This is a genomic window from Cognatishimia sp., from assembly GCF_964229375.1.
Taxonomy (GTDB): Bacteria; Pseudomonadota; Alphaproteobacteria; order Rhodobacterales; family Rhodobacteraceae; genus Cognatishimia.
In genome coordinates this window covers 1-14671 of the sequence record NZ_CAXREH010000069.1, presented here as the reverse complement: position 1 = coordinate 14671, position 14671 = coordinate 1, and the positions used below count along the sequence as shown (strand labels likewise).

The 14671-nt window shown below is 57.1% G+C and carries 13 protein-coding genes and 1 rRNA gene; 7 read left to right on the top strand and 7 right to left on the bottom strand.

The window, feature by feature from the left end; genetic code table 11:
- Nucleotides 1-40: 40 nt before the first annotated feature.
- From ACEQWH_RS05400 to ACEQWH_RS05390, 3 genes are all read left to right on the top strand, one after another.
- Complete coding sequence (locus tag ACEQWH_RS05400; protein WP_370228692.1) at nucleotides 41-418, top strand: RNA-binding S4 domain-containing protein; 378 nt, start codon at nucleotides 41-43, stop codon at nucleotides 416-418.
- Between the two features lie 45 nt (nucleotides 419-463).
- Complete coding sequence (gene fdxA, locus ACEQWH_RS05395; RefSeq protein WP_370228690.1) at nucleotides 464-802, top strand: ferredoxin FdxA; 339 nt, start codon at nucleotides 464-466, stop codon at nucleotides 800-802.
- A gap of 289 nt (nucleotides 803-1091) precedes the next feature.
- Nucleotides 1092-1598 (top strand): CarD family transcriptional regulator, encoded by a 507-nt coding sequence (locus tag ACEQWH_RS05390; RefSeq protein ID WP_209356909.1) that lies wholly within the window; start codon nucleotides 1092-1094, stop codon nucleotides 1596-1598.
- Between the two features lie 67 nt (nucleotides 1599-1665).
- Here the strand turns inward: ACEQWH_RS05390 and ACEQWH_RS05385 are convergent, their stop codons facing one another.
- On the bottom strand, nucleotides 1666-2397 hold the full coding sequence (locus ACEQWH_RS05385) for an adenosylcobinamide-GDP ribazoletransferase (protein ID WP_372521387.1): 732 nt from the start codon (nucleotides 2395-2397) through the stop codon (nucleotides 1666-1668).
- Between the two features lie 94 nt (nucleotides 2398-2491).
- On the opposite strand from ACEQWH_RS05385, the gene cobT reads away from it, so the two are divergent.
- The gene (cobT, locus tag ACEQWH_RS05380; RefSeq protein ID WP_370228686.1) at nucleotides 2492-3502 is read left to right on the top strand and encodes a nicotinate-nucleotide--dimethylbenzimidazole phosphoribosyltransferase; all 1011 of its coding nucleotides are present in this window, start codon (nucleotides 2492-2494) and stop codon (nucleotides 3500-3502) included.
- On the opposite strand, the gene ACEQWH_RS05375 is transcribed toward cobT, so the two are convergent.
- On the bottom strand, nucleotides 3499-5364 hold the full coding sequence (locus ACEQWH_RS05375) for a cation:proton antiporter (protein ID WP_370228684.1): 1866 nt from the start codon (nucleotides 5362-5364) through the stop codon (nucleotides 3499-3501). The two genes, cobT and ACEQWH_RS05375, sit on opposite strands and share 4 nt — an antisense overlap.
- Nucleotides 5365-5390: 26 nt before the next feature.
- Nucleotides 5391-5846 carry an Lrp/AsnC family transcriptional regulator gene (locus ACEQWH_RS05370; protein ID WP_370228683.1) on the bottom strand — a complete coding sequence of 152 codons (456 nt, stop codon included), beginning with the start codon at nucleotides 5844-5846 and terminating at the stop codon, nucleotides 5391-5393.
- A 146-nt stretch (nucleotides 5847-5992) separates the two neighbouring features.
- On the opposite strand from ACEQWH_RS05370, the gene hppD reads away from it, so the two are divergent.
- A complete protein-coding gene (gene hppD / locus ACEQWH_RS05365; protein ID WP_370228682.1) occupies nucleotides 5993-7087 on the top strand; it encodes a 4-hydroxyphenylpyruvate dioxygenase in 1095 nt (364 codons plus the stop codon).
- Between the two features lie 179 nt (nucleotides 7088-7266).
- Here the strand turns inward: hppD and ACEQWH_RS05360 are convergent, their stop codons facing one another.
- Nucleotides 7267-9402, bottom strand: coding sequence for a hypothetical protein (locus tag ACEQWH_RS05360; protein WP_370228681.1), 2136 nt, complete (start codon nucleotides 9400-9402; stop codon nucleotides 7267-7269).
- 156 nt (nucleotides 9403-9558) lie between these two features.
- Here ACEQWH_RS05360 and ACEQWH_RS05355 point away from each other — a divergent pair, with 156 nt between their 5' ends.
- Nucleotides 9559-10245, top strand: coding sequence for an SIMPL domain-containing protein (locus ACEQWH_RS05355; protein ID WP_370228680.1), 687 nt, complete (start codon nucleotides 9559-9561; stop codon nucleotides 10243-10245).
- A gap of 85 nt (nucleotides 10246-10330) precedes the next feature.
- Here ACEQWH_RS05355 and ACEQWH_RS05350 read toward each other — a convergent pair whose 3' ends face one another.
- The 3 genes from ACEQWH_RS05350 to ACEQWH_RS05340 form a co-directional block, all read right to left on the bottom strand.
- Complete coding sequence (locus ACEQWH_RS05350) at nucleotides 10331-11623, bottom strand: O-acetylhomoserine aminocarboxypropyltransferase/cysteine synthase family protein (protein ID WP_370228679.1); 1293 nt, start codon at nucleotides 11621-11623, stop codon at nucleotides 10331-10333.
- A gap of 96 nt (nucleotides 11624-11719) precedes the next feature.
- Nucleotides 11720-12685 (bottom strand): sterol desaturase family protein, encoded by a 966-nt coding sequence (locus ACEQWH_RS05345; protein WP_370228678.1) that lies wholly within the window; start codon nucleotides 12683-12685, stop codon nucleotides 11720-11722.
- Between the two features lie 55 nt (nucleotides 12686-12740).
- Complete coding sequence (locus tag ACEQWH_RS05340; protein WP_370228677.1) at nucleotides 12741-13730, bottom strand: hypothetical protein; 990 nt, start codon at nucleotides 13728-13730, stop codon at nucleotides 12741-12743.
- A gap of 686 nt (nucleotides 13731-14416) precedes the next feature.
- Between ACEQWH_RS05340 and ACEQWH_RS05335 the strand changes: the two genes are divergently transcribed.
- A 16S ribosomal RNA gene (locus tag ACEQWH_RS05335) occupies nucleotides 14417-14671 on the top strand; the annotation flags it as partial.

The following is a 14671-nucleotide window of genomic DNA, read 5'->3' as shown; positions in this document are numbered from 1 at the left end:
ACCGGCGCGCTTTCGGGCGCGCCTTTTCCCGGACAGCCGAATGACCGACGCCCCAGCCAAACTGCGCATCGACAAATGGCTTTGGCACGCCCGGTTCTTCAAAACCCGCACCTTGGCGGCGAAAGTGGTGTCTGGCGGTCACGTTCGCGTCAACGGGGCGAAAATCAGCAAGCCCAGTCACTCTGTTGCGGTCGGCGATGTCTTGACCTTTCCACAGGCCAAGCGTATCCGCGTTGCGCGTATCGAGGCACTCGGAGACAGGCGTGGACCGGCCCCCGAAGCACAGGCGCTGTATTTTGATATGACCGAACCCGAGAAGAAAACTCCGAGAGGGGTGACATTCGAAGGAAAAGGTCGCCCGACCAAACGCGATCGACGCAATCTCGATCTTATGAAATCCCGACCGCTTGAAGATTAGGTCGCACTGAATTAGCTATACGCCAAAGCTCAGGAATAAACGCCCATGACTTATGTCGTCACCGAAAACTGTATCGCATGTAAGTACACTGACTGTGTTGAAGTCTGTCCGGTAGATTGTTTTTACGAAGGTGAGAACACATTGGTGATCCACCCTGACGAATGTATCGACTGTGGCGTCTGTGAACCCGAGTGCCCAGCCGAAGCGATTTCGCCGGATACTGAGCCTGACATGGAAAAATGGGTCGAGTTCAACCGCAAGTATGCGGAAATCTGGCCTGTGATTATCTCGAAAAAAGACCCGATGCCTGGGTACGAAGATCGCGATGGCGAAGAAGGCAAAATGGAGAAGTATTTCTCTGAAGCGCCCGGCGAAGGCGGCTAAGAGCTGATTCTCTAGATTGATTCGCTGCACGGCGGCATGATTCTGGCAATAATGGCCCGGCTAACCCACTGATTGTATTTCCAGAAATATGCAATCATGCTGCGGGTGCTTTGAATTGGTCAGTTTTTATGCTATGATTTCTGGATAAATGAATAGGACCACCTGATACCATCCCTTCGGCCCCGAGCCATCGGATGGTTTTTTGCGCCAAAATCAACCTCTGGGCGGAATGCCGATTTCCGCGCAAGTGTCTTTGTCGCTCTGGTCTGGCTCTTATAGGAAGAACTAAATGAGCAAGAAAAAGAACGAATTCCGCCCGAACGACTTTGTCGTCTATCCTGCACATGGCGTTGGGCAGATTGTCTCGATCGAGGAACAGGAAATTGCAGGCATCGACCTGGAACTTTTTGTGATTTCGTTTGAGAAAGACAAAATGACTCTGCGGGTTCCTACCCATAAGGCAACGGCCATCGGGATGCGTGGCCTCAGCTCGCCTGATGTGATCAGCCAGGCGATGAAAACCCTGAAGGGCAAAGCCAAAGTTAAGCGGGCGATGTGGTCGCGCCGCGCTCAGGAATATGAGCAAAAGATCAATTCTGGCGACCTGATTGCCATCGCCGAAGTGGTGCGTGACCTGCACCGCACCGACGACCAGCGTGAACAGAGCTATTCCGAGCGTCAGCTTTACGAAGCCGCGCTAGAGCGCCTGACCCGCGAAGTCGCGGCTGTTTCCGGTGGCGACGAAGTGCTGGCCGCAAAGCAGGTTGACGAAGTGCTGACCGCACGCGCAGCCTGATCTTACCGTCTGAATTTGAAGAACCGCGTCCCTTGGGGCGCGGTTTTCTTTTGGGAATTGGCGATGCTTAGGCCAGCGCTATCAGCAAAACGAGCGCTGTGATCTGCTGCGTTGCGCCCAGTACATCCCCCGTCTGACCGCCAATCTTTGCGCGTGCCAGCATGGCCATCGCCGCAACAACCGCCGTGCCCAAAATAAGCAGCGGGACAGTTGTCAGCCCAATCAGCAAAAGCGACAGCACAGACGCTCCTGCCACCGCCAGCGCCGCGGTTGCGCGATCGGGGCGTCCTTGGGACTGGCTGAGGCCTGTATCGCGGGCGTTTGGTAAGGCGTGCATCACCGCGGGCATCGCGCTGCGGGACAGGGTTTCGATGACGATCAGCGGGAAAAACCACCAGCCGCCCTCGATTAACAGCCAGATGGCGGCCCACCGCGTAATCAGGCTGAGGACCAAGGCGATCACGCCATAGGCGCCGATGGCGCTGTCTTTCATGATCTCAAGGCGGCGGGTCTGGTCCCATCCTCCCCAGAACCCATCGGCACAATCCGCCAGCCCGTCTTCATGCATCGCACCGGACAGGACAATCGTCGCCGCCACATAGATGCCAGCCGCAAGCGCAGGCGCAACGCCCAGCCACAGACAGACGGCGATCAGAACCGCAGCACATGTGCCAAGCACCGTGCCCGCGATTGGATAGGCCCAACTGGCTTCTGCGGTGCGATCAAATTCGGCTTTCACCGGAAACCGGGTCAAAAGCGCTAGTGCCGTTGCGACATCTTTGAACTGAGGGGCTGACATGTCGTGACTTTCCACCTGAATGTCCCTTATGGACTTGTGATCACCTGACACTGCGCTAAAGAACTTGTCAACTTAAGGGGGGAACAGGGATACCATGACACAGGCCTTTTCAACACTCGCCGAATTTCGCAGCCTTCTTGCCGCAGCGCCGGCCTCGGACTCGGCCGCATATGGCGCCGCCGAAGAGCGCAACGGCCAATTGACGAAGCCTCCGGGCTCGTTGGGTCGCCTTGAAGAACTAGCCGTTTGGTACGCAGGATGGCGCGGTACTGAAAAGCCTGCAATCACGTCCCCTCAGGTCATTGTTTTTGCTGGCAACCATGGTGTGACGGCACAGGGTGTGTCTGCGTTTCCGGCGGAAGTGACCGTGCAAATGGTGATGAACTTTCAGCACGGCGGGGCGGCGATCAATCAATTGTCCAAGGCGGCTGGGGCCAAGCTGGATGTGCACGCGCTGGATCTGGACACACCGACCGCTGATTTCACGCAAGGCCCAGCGATGTCAGAAGACGAAGCTGTCGCAGCGCTTCTGGCCGGCTGGACTGCGGTTGATGATGCAACCGATCTGTTGGTTGTGGGCGAAATGGGCATCGGCAACACCACATCTGCCGCGGCGATTGCGCATGCACTTTATGGTGGCGAGGCCGAAGACTGGGTTGGTCGCGGCACGGGCGTTGATGACGCAGGGCTGGCAACCAAAGCCCGCGTTGTTCGCGAGGGCGCGGCTGTGAATACAGATCGCTCGGGTCTGGAAGTCCTACGTTGCCTTGGCGGGCGCGAGCTGGCTGCGATGGCCGGGGCTATTGCCAAGGCACGCGTTGCGCGCATCCCTGTGGTGCTGGACGGCTTCATCTGCACCGCCGCCGCCGCGACATTGGCCGCCGAAGACGACAGCGCGCTCGATCACTGTGTTGCAGGCCACGTGAGCGCCGAAGCAGCCCATTTCAATGTTCTGAAAAACCTTGGCAAAGAGCCGTTGCTTGCGATGAACATGCGTTTGGGCGAAGCCTCGGGCGGCGCGCTGGCGATCAATATCGTCAAATCCGCCGTGGCTTGTCATTCCGGCATGGCGACCTTTGCCGAGGCAGGCGTTTCGGCAGGCTAGCTGTCTTTCCCGATCTGAGCTGTGAGGACGGTCTGAAGCTCGGCTTCCAGCTCGCGGGCTTTTTCAACATAGGGCGCGTTCTGTGATGCGGGGACATCCTCGCGCCACAAAAGCGCCAGTTCGCGCACGGCGTCTCGGTCGTGATGATAGAAGGCTTCTTCTGCCATCGCGGCCTCGTAATCCGTCAGCCCCATGTTCTCTAAAACATAGCGACCGGCCCGCAGCGAGCTGTCAAACATCTCGCGGACAATGTCGTTGGCCCCGGCCTGAAACAGTTTGAAAACCGTCGAGCGGTCCGTGGCCCGCGCGATGATGTGCAAGTCAGGCCGCTCTTTGCGGGCATGTTTCACCAGCCGCAGCGTGGCCGCCGTGTCATCCAGTGCGACCACCAGAACCTTGGCATCTTTCAGGCCCGCAGCGCGCAACAGGTCGGGGCGCGTCGGATCACCAACATAGGCGCGCACCCCAAAACGGCGCATGGTTTCGATGGTTTCAAGATTGCGGTCCAAAACAACGGTTTTGAATCCGGACGCCCGCACCAAGCGATTGACGATCTGACCAAACCGTCCGATGCCTGCAATGATTACCGGCCCGCTTTCGTCAATCTCATCCGGTTCTGCGTCCTCGTCCACATCCTGCATGCGAGCCGACAGCATTTCATACAGGATAAACAACAGAGGGGTGATCAGCATCGACAAAGCGACCACCAACAGCAGGGTTTCTGACAGCGCGGTGGGCAGAACGTTGGTCTGAAGGGCGAATGAAATCAGCACAAAGCCGAATTCGCCAGCCTGCGCCAAGGCCAGGGCAAACAGCCACTGATCGCGCCCGCGCAGGCCAAATGCGCGTCCCAGAACAAACAGGATCGCCATTTTGATTGCGATGACGGCAAGGGTCAGCGATAGAATGTTCAGTGGATCGTCAAACAAGGTTGGGAAGTCGATCTGAGCGCCTACGGTGATAAAGAAGATGCCCAGCAGCAGGCCTTTGAACGGCTCAAGATCGCTTTCGAGTTCGTGACGAAACTCAGAGTTCGCCAGAACGACACCCGCAAGGAACGTGCCAAGTGCGGCCGACAGGCCAACCAGCATCATCAGAAAACCGATGCCAACTACGATCAGCAGGGCAAGGGCCGTGTACATTTCGCGCAGTCCGGCTTTGTCGATAAATCGAAACATCGGCCGCACCAGATAGATGCCTGCAAGGATCACACCTCCGACAACGCCCAATGTGACCAGTGTAACGCCCCAGCTTGGCAGGCCTTCGACCAGCGACAGGCTGGCGTGATGGTCATCTCCGTGATCGCCCAGAGAGATCGATCCATCTGCTGCAATTTCGGGGATTACGGGCAAGGCCAAAAGCGGCAACAGCGCCAGCATTGGAATGACGGCGATGTCCTGCATCAGAAGCACAGAAAAAGTGGCCCGCCCGCCGGATGTTTGCATAAGCCCCTTTTCATTCAGGGTTTGCAGCACGATCGCCGTCGAGGACAGCGCAAAGATCAACCCAACCGCCAAGGCGATTGTCCAGGCATAGCCCCACTGACTGAACAGCACCCAGACCGCCGCGGTCGTCAATGTGATCTGCAAACCGCCAAGACCCAGCAGTTTGTGCCGCATATCCCAAAGGGCGCGAGGGTCCAGCTCTAGCCCGATAATGAACAACATCATAACCACGCCAAATTCCGCCACATGCTGCAGGCTTTGCGTCTCGTGGCTGCCCATCAAGCCAAGCACAGGGCCGATCATCACCCCCGCCATCAGATACCCCAAGACAGAGCCAAGCCCCATGCGCGAGGCGAGGGGTACAGCAATGACCATGGCGACTAGGAAAATCGTGGCTTGGTAAAGGAAAACATCCATGGTTGGCTTTCTTTATGGGCGCAGAGTTATGTGGGCAGAGGCGCGTCGCGTTTGAGTTGGTCCATGACGATCTGGCTTTGCACGCGGCTGACCGCTTCGTGGGGCAGCAGCACTTCGTGGATCAGTCGGTTCAGCGCCGCAAGATCCTCGCAATAGACCCGAAGCAGATAGTCAGCGTCCCCCGTCAGCGTCCAAACGCTGGTGATCTCTGGGCGAAGGGAAAACAGGCGGTTGATAGACGCGCTTTGGGCGGGGCCGTGGGTGTCTAACTGTACCTGCACAAAGGCCTGAACCGTAAGGCCGACCCGAACCGGATCGATCTTGGCGGCATAATTCTGAATATAGCCTTCAGCCTCAAGCCGCTGCTTGCGTCGCCCTGCCTGGCTGGTGGACAGATTCAACCGTTCCCCCAACTGCTGGGCGGTCAGTTGCGCGTCGTTTTGCAGGGCCGATAGTAGGTTTTTGTCGGTTTGATCAAGCATCGTGCGGTTTTTGCGCGTGATTTGTGAATATTTTTTGAATGTTACGCGAAATATTTGGAAATTGCACGCAATAATGCGGAGTTTGCGCTTCGCCGTGCGCCTAAATTGGACTCAACACATAGCAACGCATACTTTGGAGCTGCCCAATGGGTCCATTCCCGCATGACGCACCGCGCGCCGAAATCTCTGACTATAACCCTGCCGGAACCGACGGCTTTGAGTTTGTGGAGTTCGCGCATCCGGAACCGCAAGAGCTGCGCGAGTTGTTCGCGCGGATGGGCTATGCGCATGTGGCCAACCACAAGACCAAAGCCATCGAGCTGTGGCAGCAGGGTGATGTTACGTATGTTCTGAACAACGAGCCAAACAGCTTCGCCGCTCGGTTCGCCGAAGAACACGGCCCCTGCGCGTCAGCGATGGCATGGCGGGTTGTGGATGCACAAAAGGCCTATGACCATGCGGTTGCCAAAGGCGCCAAACCCTATGATGCCGATGACAAAACTTTGGACTGGCCTGCGATCGAAGGCATCGGCGGGTCTCTGATCTATTTCACAGACCAGTATTACGACACATCGCCTTACAATCAGGAATTTGACTGGACCACTCAGTCCAAACCGGAGGGCGACGGGTTCTTTTATCTGGATCATCTGACCCACAATGTCTTCAAAGGAAATATGGACGTCTGGTTCCGGTTCTATGGCGATCTGTTTAACTTCCGCGAGATCCGTTTCTTGGACATCGAAGGGAAATTCACCGGCCTGTTTTCCCGCGCGCTGACCAGCCCTTGCGGTAAGATCCGTATCCCGATCAACGAGGACCGCGGTGAAACCGGCCAGATCGTGAGCTATCTGAAAAAGTACAAGGGCGAAGGCATTCAGCACATCGCGGTTGGATCAGATGACATCTACAGCTCGGTTGATGCGATTGCCGAGAAAGGCCTGAAATTCATGCCTGGCCCGAATGAGGCCTATTACGATCTGTCCTATGAGCGGGTCAAAGACCACACCGAGCCCAAAGACCGCTTGATGCAGCACGGCATTCTGATTGACGGCGAAGGCGTTCTGAACGGTGGCGAAACCAAGATCCTGCTGCAGATTTTCTCTAAGACCGTGATCGGTCCGATCTTCTTTGAGTTCATCCAGCGTAAAGGCGACGATGGCTTTGGCGAAGGGAACTTCAAGGCGCTGTTTGAAAGCATCGAGCAAGAGCAGATCAACAACGGCGAGATCGCCGCGGAATAATGCAGTCTGGCGCGGCGCACTCTGACATCCGCGCCATCTGCAATCGAGCGAGGGGTAGGGCCGGACACGGCTCTCTTCCTGTCATACGGGGGGCGTGTTGCTGCTGACCTGGGCTGCAAAGCTATAGGACAACGGCCATGCGTCTCCCGTATGCTTTTGAGTCTACTTTTGTGCGGCTGTTACCCTTTGGGCAGAGCTAAAACGATGCTGCGGCTGCCTTTTACATAGCGCAATTCGCTTTCCCCAATGGCCGAGACGCGGCCGCCGTCCAAACGATCCCCGACTTTGACCTTTTTGTAGCGCCCTGTGGACAGGCGCACCAAGGCGCGGCGGTCGCTTGTCGTGCCGTAAACGCCGATCAGGTTGATTTTACGCAGGTTAATCGCGTTGGTTTGCGTGGCAGAACGTGCCACCGAGGCAGAGCTTGGGATCGACGGAGTTGTAACCTGCGCGGGTGGCACCGCCACCGCTGCGAGTTGTTGCTGAACCTGCGCGGCTTTCTCTTCGAAGCCTTTGGGCCGCAGGGAAGGGCGCAGGCTGGATAGAACGGCCTGTTCTGTTGCGCCCTCAAGGTCAGTGGGATCAATCGACGCAACCACTGCAGCGGCGGCTTGCAGCGCTGGATCGTTGGGGCGCAGGCGTGGTCTGAGCGAGGCCAGTTCCGATAGGGTGCTGCCACCCAGTGTTGCGCGCTCGTTCTGTTCTACCAGATCGCCGGGCCGCGCTTGTGGGCGCAGACTGGCGAGTTGCAGTTGGGCAGGGCTTTCCACCGCGTCTGGAACTGGTGTTGCCACCTCGGACCGGGTTGGGAAAGACGCGGGTACGACAGCCGGTTTGCCCGCAAATACGGTGAACCACTGCGGTGTCAGCGCGCCTTCGCGGGTGGCAACCACAAGGCCGCGCTCATCATAGTCCACCACAGTGCCCGCAGGCAGCGGGTCAAATTGCGCGGGCAAGGACACATCGCTTGCAAAGCTTTCGATTTGCGGCAGGGCGATCGCGTCATGGGTCTGTTGCGAGACCTCAAATGAGCCGAAATAGATGCCGTCGGTGTTTTCCGTGACAGGCACATCGGGCTGACGGGGGGCGAAATCCCAGATCCCAGTCGCAGCATAGCGTGCCTCGGCCTCAAGCGAGGGCTCAACGGCGGCTTCTACCGGATCATAGATGCCGTCGTCCTCAAGCGCTTCGATCTCGGCGCTGTCGGTGATGGTGTCTGGTGAAACAGGGGCCAGTGGGCGCGTGTCAACGTCAGGCTCTGGCAAGGCAGCAACCTGTGTGGTCTCGTCTTGGCCCTGCCAAAGGGTCGCCACGCCGTCTTCTGTGAAGAGCGCAGCCCAGGTGACCGCCGCTGCCAGCAAGACAACAAAGAACGCGATCAGGTAAAGCGAAATGGCTTTGTGGCGCGGCAGCTCGGACATCGGTTGTGGCGACACGCCGACAAATGTTTCGGTACGCGCTTGCGGGGCCGGATTAACCACGTCAAGCGCTGGAACCATCGCGCCTTTTGGATGTGCTTTCAGACCGGCTGCCAAGGTGGCAGGATCAAACCGTGGGGCTTGGTCACTGACGCTGGGTGTCGTGGTTGGCGCGGGAACCGGCGCCACAATGGTGTCTTGTGTTACCACGGGGCTGCGCGGCGCCGGTGCAGGTTCGGCGATTGGCGTTACCGGTTCAAGCGGTGTCTCGGGGCTTGGTCGACGGCGGGAGGCAAAAGACGGCGCATCATCGAACGCGGCGGGTTTGCTGTAGAGAGGTTTAAAGTCAAATGGCGCGCCCGCGCCGCTGATGTCGACGGCCAACAGATCCGGTTCGGGGTATTCGTCCGCATTCAGGAACGGCGTGGCTGCACCCGTTGCACCAAAGAACGGCTCGCCGTCAAATTCGTCGCCCGTCGGGATCGCAACAAAACCGACAGCGGCAAAGCCATGTTCAATTGCAAAGGCCTCGGCTTCGCGCAGGGTGTCCAACGCCACCGCCGCTACAAGGAAGACGTCGTCAACCTCGGTGAAGTCATATGACAGCTCGCTGACCGCATAGGGCGTTGCGCCCTCCAAAGCTGCCGCGACCTGTGCTTCGGCATCGTCATCGGTTGCTGCGATCTGCAAATATTTGATTTGATCATTGGGCAGCACAAGCTTGCAGGCTGCTGCTCCGTCAACGAGCGCTTCGCCTTCTTCACGCAGCTCGGCCAAGGCCGCGCCCAGATCGCGGTGATCCAGCGGAACCTCCCCTAACAGATGCCACCCCGTTTCTGCGCGACACAGGAACGTGATGCCTTCCATAGAGAGGGATAGGGCGAAATCGGGCTTCATAGATGAGCTCTAAGCTTCAAACCAATTGGGTACTGCTGTTGTTACGGCAAAGTTTACAGCAGGAAGCCGCCGAGGCAAAGCAAAAGCAGTTGATCTTAGGTGCAATGCGCGCTGCAATGCCGATCGGGGATGCTTCGAACGTTTGGAGGCAATCATATGAAGACTTTTCATTCTCTTGTTCTGGCCGCGGCACTCGCGATTCCGACCTTTGGATTTGGCGGCGAGATCGTCGTGAACGGGCAAGGCTCGGTCGAGCAGGTACCGGACATGGCGACCATTACGCTTGGGTCGCAATTCGCGGCAAAACAGGCAGGCGATGCTTTGGATCAGGTCAGCGAAGCCACGGCTGCGGTCTTGGAAACGCTGACGGAAATGGGCTTGGAGCCACGAGATATTCAAACCAGCGGCCTTTATCTGAACCCGGTCTATGACGACAGCTATACCCGCCACGGCGCGCGCAACATTCGCGGGTATTCGGCGGGCAATACCGTCCATATTCTGGTGCGCGATCTGGATAAACTGGGCGTGTTGCTGAATGAGGTCGTCGAAAACGGGGCCAATACATTCAATGGCCTGAGTTTTGGGCTGCAAGACGCGACAGATGCCAAGAACGAAGCCCGTCGCCGTGCGGTTGCCGATGCCCGTGCCAAGGCAGAACTTTATGCCGAAGCAGCTGGTGTCTCGCTTGGCAAGATTGTGGAGTTAAAAGACGGGTCGACGTCAGCGCCTCAGCCGGTCTTTATGAAAGCCGCCGCAATGGAAATGGCAGATTCCGTTCCAATCGCAGAAGGTGAGGTTTCGACCTCGGCGCGGGTGACGATTACGTTTGAAATTGCCGAGTGATGCCCCTTAGGGCTTCGTGCCATGACGGTTTCAAAAAACAGCGCCGACCCTAGGGCCGGCGCTGTTGTCGTTAATTTTTAGCAGATTATTTTCCAGCGGCGTTTAGCGCGCGGTCCAGATCGCCTTTCAGGTCTTGAATGTCCTCGATCCCGATTGATAGTCGCACGATGCTTGGGCCTGCGCCCGCTGCGGTCTGTTGCTCGACTGTCAACTGACGGTGCGTAGTGGACGCCGGGTGAATGATCAAAGACCGCGCATCGCCAAGGTTGGCGACGTGGCTGAAGATCTCGAGGCTGTCCACGAGTTTGACGCAGGCATCATAGCCGCCTTTCAAGGAAATCGTGAAAAGAGCAGAAGCCCCCCTGGGACAGATGCTTGCCATGCGCTCATAATAGGGCGAGGATTTCAAGCCCGCATAAGTCACATAGTCCACCGCGTCGTGCCCCTCGAGCCATTCAGCCAGTTCGGTCGCGTTCTCGACATGACGCTGCATCCGCAGTGACAGCGTTTCGATCCCCATCAGAGTATAATGCGCCGCCTGAGGGTTCATGGTCATCCCCAAGTCCCGCAGACCGATCGCAATAGAGTGGAAGGTGAAGGCCAGCGGACCAAAGGTCTCGTGGAATTTCAGCCCGTGATAGGCCGGTTCCGGGGCAGACATGGACGGGAATTTGTCATTTGCAGACCAGTCGAATTTCCCGCTGTCCACAACACAGCCGCCGGTGACCGTGCCATTGCCTGTCAGGTATTTTGTTGTCGAATGCACAACCAGCGTTGCGCCCAGGCTGATCGGGTTACACAGATAGGGCGTGGCCGTGGTGTTATCCACGATCAAAGGGATGCCTGCCGTGTCAGCCACAGCCGCGATGGCAGGCAGGTCCGCAATATGTCCGCCGGGGTTTGCAATGGATTCACAGAACACCGCGCGGGTGTTTTCATCAATTGCGTCTGCCAAAGCTTCGGTATCGTCGATGTCGACGAATTTCGCGCTCCAGCCAAAGCGTTTGATGGTCTGGCTGAACTGGGTGATTGTGCCGCCATATAGCCGGTTAGACGCAACCACATTGCAGCCCGGCTGCATTAGCGGGAACAGGGCCATGATTTGGGCCGCGTGACCTGACGAGCAACACACCGCACCAACGCCGTTTTCCAAGGTGGCAATCCGCTCTTGCAGCACCGCAATCGTCGGGTTTGTCAGGCGGGAATAGATAAAGCCCACTTCTTGCAGGTTAAACAAGGCCGCCGCGTGATCAGAGTCGCGAAAGACAAACGCGGTGGACTGATGGATCGGCGTCTGGCGCGCACCTGTCGCCGGATCAGGCCGGGCGCCCGCGTGAATCTGCAAAGTGTCAAAACCGTAGGTTGGTCCGTCCGTCATCGTTAATCTCCATGAACTGTTAGCAAATGTGTAGGCGGCGGCGCGCGCGCTTTCAATGGTCTCTTTGTCAGCCAAGCACCTTGGAACGCAGCGGCGCTAGCGCGGCCGGGTCTTGAGGCGCTCTTTCATCATTGCGTCGCCTGCTTCAGTTCCGTCGTGGAAGGTGCCAAAGAGCTTGTCCATCGGCACCTCAAGCGTGCCGTAGTTCACTTCAAAGAAGCGATGGTGCATTTGGTGATGAAAGTTCCCCAGATGCAGCCGCTTCTTGCCTTTGGCCCAGAGTCCTTCAAAGCCTGAATGGGTGACAATCGCATAGAGCCCGAAAAACATCAGATGACAGATCACATGCACCGGATGGGTGGGCAGAACGAGATGCACAAGCGCCGTGCCAAAGTAGAGTAGATGCTCCACCGGATGCATCGACAGCCCAGACCACGGCCCCACATCCGTATTGCGATGATGCAATGCATGGAACCGATAGAGCAGGTTGCTATGTAAAAGCCGATGGATGGCGTAGAAATAAAGGCTCTCCCAAGGCGGGATCAGCAGGAAGACCAGCACGAACCAAAGCGCGCCGTCTTCCCAATTCCAGACCGGCGCATAACCATTGGCCATGGCCCAAAGGATTAGCGCCTCAAACAGCGACCAGATGGTCACGCCAGAGGCCAGCGCCCAAAAGACATTGTCGTAGTATTGATCGCCAAAAGTAAAGACGCGCCCCTTGCGCGGGTAGGGGCGAGGGTCATATTTGTGTGCGCCCCCTTGCAGAGCAAAGCGATAGAGCACCAGATGCAGGCCTTGTGCCACAATCGTAACGATCACCAGATTGCGCGCCCAGGTCCCAAGGATCCACCAGCCGGGGGTCTTAGCCGTTACAAGGCTTGGCGAAAGCCACGTCCAGACCGCCAAAGCCAAAAGCACAATCGCCATGCTGATGGTAAATGGAAACCACCCGCGCCACCACCAAAGTGCTGCGGCTTTGATATCTATGGGCCAAAGCCACAGGGGATTGACCCTCAGCGGCAATTCATCCGGTTTGTGGTTCCACTTTGCTTGCGCCATGAGCCTCTCCCTCAAAAGGAAGGCTAGAGCGCGAAATGACATGCGTCAAACGCCGCTACCGCATCCAGTGACCGGCCTTGCGGATTTTGTTGCGCAGGGCCTTTTCCTTGCGCGGCAGATTCTCGCGATCAAACATCGCCCGCACTTTATGGCCACGCCCGTGATAGACCATGAATTTGATCGGATCATATTGCTTCAGGATCGGTTTGATCGCCTGATCCTTGGACAGAGTCTCCAGCACCTCGACGACCTGATCGCTCTCGCGCGCATATAACAGAGGGAACATGCGGTAGTGACAGGTGATCCTGCCGTCCATCAACCCAAAGGGCAGGGCATCACGGCGTCCCCCAAGGGAGTGAATGACAAGGGGCAGGGCAATCTGGTCCAACCAGGGATCCAAACTCTGACAGACAAGCTCTTTGGGCGGATCGTCCCGGATCGACAGCGCATAGTTCAGAAACCGTTCGCCAAACTCATGCGGGCATCGATAATAAAAGAAGCCTGCGTTGAAATAGAGATAGCGCCGCCAGTATTCATCGGGCTGGCTCAGATCCAGCGAACTGGCGAAGTCCAACCCAAAGCGCGCATATAGCGACGCCCAGATCTCGGTATATCCGGGACCATACAGATCGGGCGTCGGCCAGGTGCCTTCGACCCGCAGCGACGCGCTGGGCACGTCAAAGTCAAAAGGCACGCTCATCAAGTCACCAAGAACAAGCGTGTCCGTGTCCAGAAACAGAAAGGGCTCGCCCTTGGGCAACACGCTCAGCGCTTCAATCTTGTTGCCATAGGGGTAGGTCGCGCCAAAATGCCGACTTTCAAACCCTACGATCTCGGCGCCCAGCTTTTTCAGCAACGTCCGGTGGGCTTCGTTTTTGATCGTCCGCGCGCGTGGCCACAGCGGACCTGCCTGTGGTTCCGCCACAAACAGACGCCCGGAAAACCCCGGCGTGTTCAGGCGCAGCGAGGCCAACAGTAAAATGGCCTCAAAGGTCAGGCGTCCGGATTGTCCGACGATAAGGATGTTGAAACCTGTCGAGGTCATCTTTGTTACATGCACCGCGTTTTTGCGCTCAGGCTACTGTTTTTGTCCTGTGTTGAGGAGGGGGAATTTCACCACCTGCGCGTCGCCCCTGATGGCCGAGTCTGTGGATAACGCTGCAGTGCCGCATTTAAGGTAAGGCGCGCGCTCTGAAATCCGCGCGGGTCTTCAGGTAAAGAGTCACCGAATGGCCGTATCTCTATGAAAAACAACGAATTTTGAAAAAAATGAAAAAAACTGACGAAAAGATTAAAAAAGCCCTTGCGGGTTCCGAGCACTAAGCATAGAACGCCCCTCACCGGAGCGGCGGCGACGCGGTTTTGGTAGAAATCTTGAGGTTAGTGAGGCGGGGCGCGCCGTTAGTTAGGGCGCATCTGGTCTTGTTTGTCTCTTCGGCAGTTACGGTTGCCACGTTTTTTGACATTGTGATGATATCGAAGAGATATGCGGGCGGTTTGGTTTGTTATCGACAGACGAGCTTCTGTATATCTGGTTCCTAGGGGTGTTTTTGCATCTCGATGATGGAATTAACAGCTTCACTGTTTGTCGGACTTCGGTTTCTTTGGAAACCAAGTACACAAACAGTTTATTCTCATTCTTCCTGCCGGGAGGATGGGATTGCCATCCCTTCGGGGATGTCAGTGATGTGCAGAGGTTCGAACGTTAAGGATACGATGGTAACATCGTTTCAACTTGAGAGTTTGATCCTGGCTCAGAACGAACGCTGGCGGCAGGCCTAACACATGCAAGTCGAGCGCCCTCTTCGGAGGGAGCGGCGGACGGGTTAGTAACGCGTGGGAACGTGCCCAGATCTAAGGAATAGCCACTGGAAACGGTGAGTAATACCTTATACGCCCTTCGGGGGAAAGATTTATCGGATTTGGATCGGCCCGCGTTAGATTAGGTAGTTGGTGGGGTAATGGCCTACCAAGCCTACGATCTAT